The 11,847-nt window shown below is 40.7% G+C and carries 11 protein-coding genes; all 11 read left to right on the top strand.

The annotated features are described in order from the left end of the window. The first annotated feature begins 26 nt into the window (after window positions 1–26). Window positions 27–1,406: an MlaD family protein gene (locus A11Q_RS09940; RefSeq protein ID WP_015470678.1), complete on the top strand. Its 1,380-nt coding sequence runs from the start codon at window positions 27–29 to the stop codon at window positions 1,404–1,406. A gap of 23 nt (window positions 1,407–1,429) precedes the next feature. Continuing rightward, window positions 1,430–3,169 carry a YfgM family protein gene (locus A11Q_RS09935; protein WP_015470677.1) on the top strand — a complete coding sequence of 580 codons (1,740 nt, stop codon included), beginning with the start codon at window positions 1,430–1,432 and terminating at the stop codon, window positions 3,167–3,169. Then, the gene (locus tag A11Q_RS09930) at window positions 3,169–3,816 is read left to right on the top strand and encodes a hypothetical protein (RefSeq protein WP_015470676.1); all 648 of its coding nucleotides are present in this window, start codon (window positions 3,169–3,171) and stop codon (window positions 3,814–3,816) included. The genes A11Q_RS09935 and A11Q_RS09930 overlap by 1 nt, the downstream gene beginning before the upstream one ends. Then, a complete protein-coding gene (locus A11Q_RS09925; protein WP_015470675.1) occupies window positions 3,816–4,793 on the top strand; it encodes a 3'-5' exoribonuclease YhaM family protein in 978 nt (325 codons plus the stop codon). The genes A11Q_RS09930 and A11Q_RS09925 overlap by 1 nt, the downstream gene beginning before the upstream one ends. A gap of 3 nt (window positions 4,794–4,796) precedes the next feature. Then, on the top strand, window positions 4,797–5,309 hold the full coding sequence (gene epsC / locus A11Q_RS09920) for a serine O-acetyltransferase EpsC (protein ID WP_015470674.1): 513 nt from the start codon (window positions 4,797–4,799) through the stop codon (window positions 5,307–5,309). 26 nt (window positions 5,310–5,335) lie between these two features. Next, a complete protein-coding gene (locus A11Q_RS09915) occupies window positions 5,336–6,427 on the top strand; it encodes a PQQ-dependent sugar dehydrogenase (RefSeq protein ID WP_015470673.1) in 1,092 nt (363 codons plus the stop codon). Window positions 6,428–6,730: 303 nt separating this feature from the next. Then, the gene (locus A11Q_RS09910; protein ID WP_015470672.1) at window positions 6,731–7,201 is read left to right on the top strand and encodes a hypothetical protein; all 471 of its coding nucleotides are present in this window, start codon (window positions 6,731–6,733) and stop codon (window positions 7,199–7,201) included. 165 nt (window positions 7,202–7,366) lie between these two features. Then, the gene (locus tag A11Q_RS09905; RefSeq protein WP_015470671.1) at window positions 7,367–7,687 is read left to right on the top strand and encodes a hypothetical protein; all 321 of its coding nucleotides are present in this window, start codon (window positions 7,367–7,369) and stop codon (window positions 7,685–7,687) included. Window positions 7,688–7,752: 65 nt separating this feature from the next. Then, window positions 7,753–8,475, top strand: coding sequence for a fimbria/pilus periplasmic chaperone (locus A11Q_RS09900; RefSeq protein WP_015470670.1), 723 nt, complete (start codon window positions 7,753–7,755; stop codon window positions 8,473–8,475). After that, window positions 8,465–10,909, top strand: coding sequence for a fimbria/pilus outer membrane usher protein (locus A11Q_RS09895; protein ID WP_015470669.1), 2,445 nt, complete (start codon window positions 8,465–8,467; stop codon window positions 10,907–10,909). Before A11Q_RS09900 ends, A11Q_RS09895 begins: the two co-directional genes overlap by 11 nt. Then, a complete protein-coding gene (locus tag A11Q_RS09890) occupies window positions 10,906–11,835 on the top strand; it encodes a spore coat protein U domain-containing protein (RefSeq protein WP_015470668.1) in 930 nt (309 codons plus the stop codon). The genes A11Q_RS09895 and A11Q_RS09890 overlap by 4 nt, the downstream gene beginning before the upstream one ends. Window positions 11,836–11,847: the final 12 nt, after the last annotated feature.

The following is an 11,847-nucleotide window of genomic DNA, read 5'->3' as shown; positions in this document are numbered from 1 at the left end:
ACTGACAACATGATGGAGATTCCCGAGTGAGTTTTTTAAAATCGCCAGAGTTTAAAGTTGGACTATTAGTAGTTCTGATCGGCGGCTTGATCGCCTTTATGTCTATGCAAGTAAGCGATGATCCAAGTTATTTGGGTCGCTCTAAAAAAGCATGGTTTCTTTTACCAAGTGCCCAAGGATTAGTTAAAGGCTCTGCCATTAAATCCGCTGGTATTCCAGTAGGTGTCATTAAAGATATTCGTTTGCAGGATGGTCAGGCTCGTATCGATGTCACTGTTAAATCCGATGTCAGCTTAACTCGTTCTGCTGCGGTGGCGATGAAGGCGAACGGGATCTTGGGTGATAAAAGTGTCGAAATTTTCCCCGGTAATGTGGGTGATCCGGAACTGGAAGATGGCGGTCAAATCCTGAATGTTAAATCAGGCGGTGGCCTTGATGATGTCATGGGGCAAATCACTGAATTGGCCGGATCATTAAAAGAAGTCTCTAAGAATCTACAAGAGGCCGTTTCTGAAAATGGTACGGATAAACATGTCTTAGGCCGTATCGTCTTGAATATTGAAAAGTTAACGGCTGATTTATCTCAGATGACTGGTGAAAATAAAGAACAAATCAGTCAGATCATCGCCGAGGTGGGTAGCATCACCTCTACATTAGATGAATTGATCAATGATGAAAGCGAACAGGGCTTTAAATCTACGTGGAAGCACACGATGTCCCGCTTAGATAATTCGATGAAAAACATCGAAGAAATCACAACTAAAATTAATAATGGTCAAGGTACGATTGGTAAGTTGATTTCAGACGAACAAACAGCTGAAGATGTATCTTCAGCGATTGAAGGTTTAAGTGGTCTGGTGGGAGCGGCTGAGCGTATCGAAACTGGCGTAGACTTTAACGGATACTATTTAAGTGAAGCTAAAGGAACTCGTACAAGCGTAGGTATCACGATTCAACCAGGTCTGGATCGCTACTACTATGTTGGTGTAGTAACGGATCCTGCGGGAGTTGTGGAAACAACAGAGTACAATATCACTCCGGGTGGTGGCGGTGGGAACTCGTACACCGAAACTAAAACATTTAAAAGCAAATCGACATTCACGGTTTATTTTGCCAAAAACTTTTTCGATTGGACTCTTAGAGCAGGTCTTTTTGAAAATACAGGTGGATTTGGTATCGATTATCACATGCTAGGTCGCAACTTAAAAGCGGGCATGGATTTCTATGATTTTGAAAAATTACAAATGCGTGCCACTTTGAACTATCGTCTGTTTTATGGGCTTTATCTGACAGCGGGATACAACGATATCTTGGATAAAAAAGGTGCTCAGTCGAACTTCTTCGGAGCGGGTATTTACTTAACGAATGATGATTTGAAACTCTTGTTAACCCGAGCGCCTTTTTAGATGTTTTATTGATGGGATAGAATATGTATCTTGAAAAAAACTCAGAGAAAAAATGGCTGATTAAATCCGAGAGCAAAATTCTAGGGCCCTATACGTTTGATCAAGTAACTGATCTTATCCGTAAAAAACAATTGTCTTTAATTGACGAAATTCGTGATCCAGAGACACGTTGGCTTTACGTACGCGAAAACCCTGAGTTTAAGGGCATTGTTGAAGAAATGCGTAAAGAGATCGATGCTAGACAAGAAAGTACCAAGACCTATCAAAGTGTTTCTAAAACAATCGATGAATCCTTGTTGGTTCCAGAAAAAGAAGAAAACAAGTTCACCGATATTTCATTCGACAATAAAGATTATTCCAATACACAAGACATCGATATCGTTAAAGAAATCCTAAATAATGCGGCTGAATACCAACCTGTTAGAAGTGAAAAAACACGGGTTTATGGGGTTAAAACAGATGCCGCGGTACAAAAGAAAGTCAGTGTATTTTCGGGCAAAGTGATTGGCTTAACGATTGTGGCCGTCGTCTTAGTACTCGGTGGCTTCTTTGGGTATGGCTTTATTCAAAAACGTAATCTACAAAAGCAAGAAGAAGAGTTAGCCATCAATGTGCGCAAGTTGAAATATCAAGGGCTATATCAAAAAGCAGCAGAGGCCTTTGCGCGTTTACCTGTGGCGGTTCAACGCCGTATTCTTCCTGACTTACTCGAGATGTATCCACTGCTGTCTAAAATGAATTTGGTTACTCGCGAAGATATCAGTTACTTACAAGAGCAGTCCTTATCCCACACACAACGTGCAAGTATGGAGCTGGTTAACTTTCTTAGAGCTTTTGATGAAAAAAATTATTCGTTAGCGCAAGAGGCTCTAGTTAAATCGACCTCTTCAGATGCGACGTCACTAGTAACACGTGAAAATCAAGCTCTACTTTACTTGGTGAGTGGTCGTTTTACAGAGGCTTACAATCAATTTAAAAATCTTTTTAATCAAGAAAAGTCAGGTCGCTATTTAGTCGGGATGACACAGTCTTATCATGCGATGGCACCGATAGACCGCGCGCAATTCAGTGCTGAGTTAGTGAGCTTATTAGAAAAGTACACAACAGTTTATTACGATTATAAAAAAGAACTCCTTTTGTCTCAGATCGTGTTGGCCCATGAAGCTGCTAATGATGTGTTATTTAAAGTTTCTGTACGTCAGTTCTTGAATACACCTTGCCAATTGGCGGCTCAGTTTATTAAGCCGCCTTTAGTGCCGCAGAATTCGTATCTGTGGAAAGATCTTCAGGTCGCGCGTGAAGAAGCTAAAAAGCTTCTTACAGGGGATGAGCTGATCTTGTTCCAATTACATGATTACTTAGAAGTATCTCAAAAAAGCGCTGCTACTGAGTTTGTGGCTAATAACGTGGCTAAAATTTCAAACCCGCAAAATCGTGATCAGTTGAATTTATTGCTATTCGATTCTCAAGAGCGCAGTAAAGAGGCTGTGACGTTAGAAAAATCTTCAAATTTAGATCTGAACTCAGAGCTAAATCATCTACTGATTGGCCAAAATAAACTGAAGGTCAACGCAGATAGCGATATTTCACAACAGATCCAGTTATTAGACTCTAGACAACAGATATTTTATCGTGATTGGTTGAAGCTGGATAAATTGATTCGTCAAAATTCTCAGGCGGATATTCGTGCTTTCCTCAAAGATCACTTTATTACGATTCAGAATTTTAACCCTGTTTTCGAGGCTAAAAGTTTGGTTAATTGATGCTTAACTATCGATTAATATTTTTGATCTGTATTCTATCACTTACGGGCTGTCTTAAAGAAAAAAAGACTGTGGATGTAACTACGATTCAGGTAAAAGATTTAGCTCGTGAGGTTCAGATTCCCAAGCAAGTGATGGTTGAAATCGAAGATAAGCTGATGGCTGAAGTGGCCACCAGTTTTTCACCGCAGTATATTCTTGTTCCTCTGCAAATTCAGTTCACAAGTATTAGTGAAAATGTTTTAGCTGAACCGATCATTCGATATGAATTGCCTAAAGGTGGTGGTGATATCGATTTGAAAAATGTTGTAACGGGTGATGGAAGTTTTTTTATGAACTTTCCGAAAGAGCAGTTTGAATCACTTCCAGAAATACAGCATCTCTACTTTATCAGTAATAGCCCTTTGCGTACTATTGACGATGAGAACTTCGGTATGGGGTGTGGTAAGTTCGTTGATATCAAAAAAAGTTTCACGAGCCTGCAAAAAGAAGATTTCTTAAAGCTGAACACGACAGATCTGCGTTACTTACCTGTCATTGCAGGTCGCTATCTATTGGTGTTCCGTCAGGGGAATCAAATTAACTTAACACAACTGACAATTACAGACTCTAGATACACTCAAGAATTATGCGTAGGTGATTTTTGATGCAACAACACACTTCAATTAAACTTCTAAACGATAAAGAGCCCATTACGGATCGTGTTTTTCTTGTGAAAGACAAAGTCAAAGGCACTGGCAAAAATGGCCGCGCTTTTTTAAGTTTACTGATAGGTGATAAAAGTGGCCATATCGATGCGCGTGTATGGGATCGTGTCGACGAAATTTCGGACTTATTTGATATAGGTGATTTAATTTCTGTAAAAGGTTTGGTGCAAGTATATCAAGGGCGTAAGCAGATTATTGTACACAAACTTGAAAAAGCAGATCAGAACCAATTCAAAAAAGAAGATTTCCTTTTAGAAGATGTTAAAATTGATGTCCACGCGCTATTTGCCGAGATGATGTCGATTGTTTCCACTGTACAATCTCCACCTATACGTCAAATTCTGACGGATAGCTTACAAGATGATGAAATCAAAGAGTTGTTATTAAAGGCTCCCGCTGCGAAATCTATTCACCACGCTAAACGCGGTGGTTTATTAGAGCATATCGTTTCGATCTGTAAGATGATGAAACTAGTCGCCTCGCACTACAACTATCTGAACGAAGATCTATTGATTTTCGGAGCTATTTTTCATGATATTGGTAAAGTTTGGGAGCTCGAAATCAATCGCGAGCAAATTCAGTATTCGCATAAGGGAAGATTACTTGGGCACATGCAACTTGCGTGTGAGTTAATTGATCGTAAATCTCAACGCATTTTGGGCTTTCCAGAAGATCTGCGAGAGATCTTAAAGCACATTGTCTTGTCACATCATGGTAAACTTGAATATGGGTCTCCGGTGCGTCCCTATATTATGGAGGCCTTTGTGGTGGCGTCTATTGATGAGTTGGACTCTAAAATGGACACTATGTTCGGTTTTATTAAGGATGAACGTGAAACGGGTGACTCATGGTCACGTTACAGCGAACACTTTGAGAGGTATTTTTATCTACAAGATCTCAAAGGACGTTGGACGTAATAGATGTTTGAATTATTAAAAGCTTACAAAAAGTATGACCCCGCAGCTAAATCCTACCTCGAAATTTTTTTTCTATATCCCGGCCCTCGCGCTATTTTTTTTCATCAGATAGCTCATGGCCTTTACAATATTGGTTTATACTTCATTGCACGTTTAGTTGCGGATATTTCTAGAACATTAACAGGTATTGAGGTTCATCCAGGGGCGCGGATTGGCAAACGCCTTGTGATCGATCATGGGGTTGGATGTGTTATTGGGGAAACGGCTATCATTGGTGATGACTGCGTAATTTTTCATGGTGTGACTTTAGGGGGAGTGAAATTCGATCCTGTTAAACGTCATCCTACTGTGGGCAATCGAGTTTTAATTGGGGCTGGAGCTAAAGTGCTAGGGCCGATCACAATTGGTGATGATGCCCGCATAGGAGCTAATGCGGTGGTTTTAAAACCTGTGGCTGCAGGGGCTATTATCGTAGCTCCACAAAGTGTTGAGTTACCAGCTAAAAAAAATAGTTAAATACAAATCAAACATCGGAGGCTTATATGATCCGTAATTTGCTTCTTTTTGCCTTTATAGGCAGTGTATTCAGTTCTTCACTCACATTCGCACGTGAGTTTGTACCCGAAAAACAAAAAGTTCGTTATGAAGTTTTGACTGAACGAAAAGATGTTATCTGGGGATTTGATTTTTTAAAAGATGGGCGGATTATCTTTACCGAACGCGGTGGAAAAATTTTTATTTTTGATCCAAAAACAAAAAGATCGACGCAAGTGAAGGGTGCTCCTCAGGTGCATGCTCGCGGGCAAGGTGGTCTGTTAGATATTCGTGTCCATCCTGCTAACGGAAAAATATTTCTGACATATTCAGAACCGGCGAATGGTAAAAGTGCAACTGCACTTGCTGTCGCTTTTCTAGTAGGTGATGAGTTGAAGAGCTTTAAGAAAATTTACACGGCTCACGAAGCTTCCACTAGTGACATTCATTATGGTTCCCGTATCGAATTTGATGGAAAAGGACATGTGTTTTTTACTGTGGGTGACCGCAACGATCGCAAAAGAGTGCAAGACTTAGCTTACAGTAATGGGAAGGTGATTCGTCTGAAAGAGGACGGCTCTATACCTGAAGACAATCCTTTTAAAAAGAAAGGCCAACGTCCCGAGATATTTGCTTATGGTATTCGTAGTCCACAGGGATTGGCATTTCGTCCTCAAACTAACGAGCTGTGGTTAGCTGACATGGGACCAAGAGGTGGAGATGAAATTAATATCATCGAAGCAGGAAAAAATTATGGCTGGCCTGATATCACTCATGGGCGTGAGTACTATGGACCGAAGATAGGTGAAGGCACAGAAAAAGTAGGAGTTGTTCCTTCGGTTGTTTATTGGGTTCCATCGATTTCACCTTCTGCCATTGCTTTTTACGATGCTGATGTATTCCCTGCATGGAAAGGTAACGTCTTTGTGGCGTGTTTGTCAGGTCAACAGCTACGTCGTCTTAAGCTCGATGGTTCACGTGTTGTTTCGCAAGAAGTGTTGCTAGAAAATGTCGATCGTTTTCGCAACGTTCGTTCCGGCCCCGATGGGTATCTGTATTTGTCTACTGACTCTGGAAAACTAGGTCGCTTGCTCAAGTAAATTCACTAGAGCAAACAGTCAGCTGGTTGTTTAAATTTTTCACTCTATGTTTTTAACTCTATCTCTGAATAGAAGTTCTCTATCTCTGTATCTATTTTTCAAAAAGAGTGAGTAAATAAGTTGTACAGCAAATGATAAAAATAACTACACACAAAGTATTTACTGATCCCAGTAACTCTATACTGCAAGTGAGCATAGAAAGTTCGAGTATGTGAATTGCAAACGAAAGTATAAAAAGAAATTTTTGAATTAATAAACAAAAGATTAGTTTTAAAGAATAACAAATTTAAGAAGGAGAATTTTATGAAAACATTTTTAACAGCATTCGTGATGTTAGCTACCACATCTGCAATGGCAGCAACAACGGGCACTTTGCAATTACAAGGTGTTGTTGGTGTAACTAACGAGATCATCATCAACGCTAAAGCTGAAGCTACAGCATTGAATATCATCGGTGGTGAAACTAACAGAAACGTGGCTGAAGTAACTGAAAAATCAAACAGCCCAACAGGTTATAAAATCAATATGAAATCAGCTAATGCTGGTCGTTTGATTCACACTACAGATAACGGTAAACAAACTCCGTACACTGTAAGTTACAATGGTCAGTCTGCGATTTCATTACATCAGACAGATCAAACAGTGAAAACTGTAAGTAACTTGAACAACATGACAACTCAGACATCACAAGTAATCGTAAACGTAACACCATTGAGCAATGCGATGGCCGGTACGTACCAAGATACTGTTACAATTTCAATTGTTGCGAACTAATTTCGATTACCTCGATTGCTATTCTAAAATAGAAATAAAAGGGAGCTAACAAGCTCCCTTTTATTTTTTTGGATTGAATTGAGACAGATTTAAAAAACCTTCTTCGTGTCCTCATTTCTGTGGCTAGACCTTCCGATAGGTATCTAGACTAAAGACGGGAGTAATATGAAGGGTGTAGTGGCGTTAGTTATCTTGTTTGTTGCAGCAGTTTCTTATGCGCAATCAACTTTGAAAATTTCAGGGGTTGTTCGTCACGCTCCTTATCATCTTAAGAAAAACGATGTAGGTCGCACTCTTTTAATTCCTAAACCGGAGTCAGGATACAAAGTCTATGTGGCTAAAGTGTCACAGGTCGGACGTCAGCCAGCCTCTGTTGGAGCACCTGTTGGCAAGAATACATTTACTTTGGACTCTAGACGTTGGGAAGTGGTGACAAGTGCACAGGAACTCGATGACTATCGTCATATTCGCATTGAAGCGCCTTAATAGACACGTGCTATATCTAATTGATTTCCCTATCACGACATAAGAAATTGTTTTAAAATGAGAGTATGTACAAACATATTCTTGCCGTTATTAGTTTAGTATCTGTATTAAGCCCTGTGACCACGTGGGCGTTTAGATTAGATCCAATGGTCGTAGATTTTCAACCGACAGGAACACATGCGGCGAAGACTATCCGTGTAGATAATGAAGCCCAAGAAAAAATTGCAGTTAAAATTCAAATGTATCGTCGTATTGTGGATGATAAAGGAATTGAAACACGCGAACCGACTCAGGACTTTAAAGTCTTTCCAACGCAATTTTCGTTGAATTCAAAAGACTCTCGTGTGATTCGCGTTGTTTATAGTGGCCCCAAAGAAATTGATCGTGAGCAGTCATATAGATTAGTAGCAACGCAATTGCCAGTGGACTTTAAAGAAGAAACACGTCAATCAGGGGTTAAATTTCTATTCGAGTTTGTTGCTTCAGTTTATGTAAATCAGTCTAAATTTTTTCCTCAAATTGAAGTTGAATCCATTACGGCTCCTGCAAATGGTCAAGTACAAATGACGATTGCGAATACAGGTACACGTCACAGACTGTTGCGCGGAGTCTCTATCAAGTTACAAGATACACAGGGGCGTCACATCGTCGTAGATGAAAATCTTGTTAAAGATTGGAACGGAGAGAATCTTTTATCGGGTGGACGTCGTACATATACTTTTAAAAGCGCATCCCAATTTGATCTTAAAGCACGTCCTGCACAGATTGAAATGAAAGATGCAGATTAGACTGCTAACAGTTGTTTCCATTTTAACTTTTTCTATATTTGCGAACGCAGAGTGGATTCCTGTTGAAGTGACTCTTGATGAGGTTGTCATCGGGCAAGCTCCTATGGATGTTGCTTTAGATACAGGCTTAGCCAACTCAGTGCGGGCATCATCTTTAGCTGAAGTATTGGCCCCGTACCTTGAGCGCAATAAAATTCGTCATTTACAGAGCCTAGTGCGTGATGCCAGCGATACCTTAATGGTCTCTGAACTGGAACGGGTTGGTATCCAAGCTAATTTTGATGAAAAAGAACTCCGATTGAAACTGGATATCCCCTTGAATCAGCGTTTGATCAAGGATTTTCCGTTGAATGGGTATCGTGAAAAAACAGGCTTAGCGATTGAAGGAAAACCTTATTCAGGTTACTTGAACTACTCAGTACAAACTTCGTATAGCACACAAAACACGACAGGGGCTGGAAGTCGTGAGCAGTATGGACCGATTCAAGGACAATTAGAACTGATACAGAACCTGAATTTTCTTACTCTAGAAAGTACGGCGACCTATCGTGAACAAGAGCCACAGTCTTTTCAAAGGCAGAATAGCTCTTTAGTTTACAATCAAGAGGCAAGACAAATCCGCTATCGCTTTGGTGATTTTGATACGGGGGCTCAGGGGTTTCAAGCGGCTTTGCCCGCTGCAGGCGTTCAGATACAGAAGCAATTTAATATCCGCCCAGATTTAGGCTCTTTAACAAAGCGCTCGGCACTGATACAGGTCAAACAGAGTTCCATCATGGAAGTCTATGTGAATGGAAGTTTGATCTCTAGAATTCGAGTCAACCCAGGACCGTACAATTTACGAGAGCTACCTGTACTCTATGGGCGTAACCTTGTGCAAGTTGTGATGTTAGACGACTTCGGCGGTCGCGAAGAGTTTATGGTTGATCTGATGTTTGATGATCAAATTTTATCTGAAGGCGTACATGATTTTTCATATCAAGCCGGAATCCCTTCTTATTATAACAATTTCGACAAGCGCTATGATGACCATGTTTTTTCATCAATTTATCATCGCTATGGTGTAACCAATGCTTTTACTTTTCAGGCGGGTTTCCAAAACTATCAAGATGCTCAGCAATATCAAATTGGTGGGGGGCTGATCACAAGTCTTGGTACTCACTTCTTGGATGTAGCGTACTACCGCGATGACTCGGCTGATGCGGGCCGAGCGTGGCGCTGGCGTTATAGCTCTCCTGATATACATAACAATGTTGTCAGCCACATGCGTGTATTTGGTGGAATAGAAAATCGTTCTTCTAATTTCAAAAGTATTCAGTATCCTACGACCATCTTGCCGTATTACTCAGATAAGTATGATTTCGTAGCGCAAAAACAATTGGGCAGTACGAGTTCATTGAGTTTTGCTTTAACGGAGCTTAAAGGACAGAACACAGGGGTCGATGAATCGACCAGACGCTTAGGATTTCAAACTTACTTCTCTCGCGAGTGGATGGGGGATGTGTCGTATGAATGGTCGAATCAAAGACGGGATCAAATTTTACTGACACTGACGTGGAATGAAATTTTAGGATATTCGTCAGCGGCTGTTGCCTATAACTCGGCTGTGCGAGAAAGCTCTTTAAGATACAATCATAACAACTCGCGGCAGTATCAGGATACAAGACTTGGATTGTTGGCGGCACAAAGAAATCCTACAGATGGAGTGTCTAGTGAAAGCTTTGATTTGGATGCAGAGTATTTTGGCCGTGTGGTCGAACCGAATGTTCGCTTGAATCAGACACGTTTAGGTGATGATCGTTCATTTACAGGGCAAGTGGGATTAAGATCAGCGGTGGCATGGACACAGGAAAGTGTAGGGCTATCGCGTCCGATTTCGGATTCTTTCGCTATTGTTGCGGCAAGAGGTTTGGGAAAAAGTCAATTGACGGTACCAGATACACAGGGGGATGAAGGTATTCCTCTGAAAGATGGTCAGAAAATTGTCTACACGAATTTGACGTCTTATATTGAGAGCCAACTTCAAATTGACTCCACAGAGCTGCCAATGGGTTTCTATTTAGAGCGCGAGGCTTACGTTATGAAGCCGAGTTATCGCAGTGGAATCTTTGTCCCTTTACAAGTCGTGCGCTCTGTAGTCGTCAAAGGACGCTTAAAATCGGATAATCCTGAACTTGTTAACTACGCTTACGGAAAAATTTGGACCTCAGATGGACGAGTATTTTCGGATAGTTTCTTTACGGACGAGTCTGGAAATTTTATTTTGGATGGGATATCCTATGGAAGTTATGAAGTCGAGTTATCAGACCCTCGATTAGAGAGAATCCCACTGATAATTCAAATGCCTGACTCCAGTGAAGTTGAATCAGAAATTGAATCCGCAAGTGATTTAGACCTCGGTGATATCAAAGTCGAAAAAAAGGCAGGAACATGATACTGAGCCCACAAAATATCAGAAAGACATCGATACAGCTTCTGTTCTTATCATTTTTATTTGTAACAGAAGTTGCTTCCGCTTGTGCCAACAATTTACAAATGATGACGACGTCTTCTGTGAGCTTAAGCTCTGATAACTTTCCCAGTATTCAAATTCGTATTCGTCGTGATGATAACAACACAAATTGCAATTTTTTTGTTGTCTTTGAAAATGGAGGCGCCTCTTCTTATGTTAATCGCTCCTTAAGTTCGGGAGGGGATGAGTATCCTGTACAGATTTATAAAGATGCCGGACGCACTCAAATTATAAAATCTTTGAATGAGGCTTCATCGCTATCTGATACTTTATCCGGAACTTTCAGTGGATCCAACGACACGACTGAAGTTTACTATCGACCTTATATTGATCCCAACACCTATTTGCGTTTCGGGCAGTACAGTCAAAACTTTGTTATTAAACTCTATCAAGGTGATTTAAGTAGTCCGAATTTACAAAATACAAGCTCGGTGACCTTGAGTTTTAATCAAAGTCGCAAAGTTGATCTGTCTTTAGTGGGCACAGGTGCTGCTTTTAATCCCTTTTCAGTTTCACAGTCATTGAATTTTGGAAACTTAGAGGAAGGTGCCACTCGAAGCGTGGATTTAGTACTGGGCTATAATGCTGGTTATAAAATTTCAGTGAGTTCAACGAATGCAGGACGAATTCACAATGACCAAAAATCCACAACTATTCCTTACACATTAACACTGAATGGTTCATCAGTTTCGTTACAGCCATCGCCGTCGATGGTACTTTCGGCCTCAGGAGTCTCGCCAACGGGCGGACAAAGAATTCCTATCGCTGTGACTATCGGGAATATGACTGGAGCAGCGGCAGGGACCTATACCGATACGATCACGTTTACTGTCTCTTCTGCTGACTAAGACTTCGATAAA

Source organism: Pseudobdellovibrio exovorus JSS, from assembly GCF_000348725.1.
GTDB lineage: Bacteria > Bdellovibrionota > Bdellovibrionia > Bdellovibrionales > Bdellovibrionaceae > Pseudobdellovibrio > Pseudobdellovibrio exovorus.
This window is presented reverse-complemented; position numbering and strand designations above follow the sequence as displayed.

Excerpts from the sequence above, each read along its gene's own strand:
- A11Q_RS09930 (WP_015470676.1), top strand. The coding sequence starts at position 3,169 with ATGCTTAACTATCGATTAATATTTTTGATCTGTATTCTATCACTTACG.
- epsC (WP_015470674.1), top strand. The coding sequence starts at position 4,797 with ATGTTTGAATTATTAAAAGCTTACAAAAAGTATGACCCCGCAGCTAAA.
- A11Q_RS09895 (WP_015470669.1), top strand. The coding sequence starts at position 8,465 with ATGCAGATTAGACTGCTAACAGTTGTTTCCATTTTAACTTTTTCTATA.
- A11Q_RS09935 (WP_015470677.1), top strand. The coding sequence starts at position 1,430 with ATGTATCTTGAAAAAAACTCAGAGAAAAAATGGCTGATTAAATCCGAG.
- A11Q_RS09925 (WP_015470675.1), top strand. The coding sequence starts at position 3,816 with ATGCAACAACACACTTCAATTAAACTTCTAAACGATAAAGAGCCCATT.
- A11Q_RS09910 (WP_015470672.1), top strand. The coding sequence starts at position 6,731 with ATGAAAACATTTTTAACAGCATTCGTGATGTTAGCTACCACATCTGCA.
- A11Q_RS09915 (WP_015470673.1), top strand. The coding sequence starts at position 5,336 with ATGATCCGTAATTTGCTTCTTTTTGCCTTTATAGGCAGTGTATTCAGT.
- A11Q_RS09900 (WP_015470670.1), top strand. The coding sequence starts at position 7,753 with ATGTACAAACATATTCTTGCCGTTATTAGTTTAGTATCTGTATTAAGC.
- A11Q_RS09890 (WP_015470668.1), top strand. The coding sequence starts at position 10,906 with ATGATACTGAGCCCACAAAATATCAGAAAGACATCGATACAGCTTCTG.
- A11Q_RS09905 (WP_015470671.1), top strand. The coding sequence starts at position 7,367 with ATGAAGGGTGTAGTGGCGTTAGTTATCTTGTTTGTTGCAGCAGTTTCT.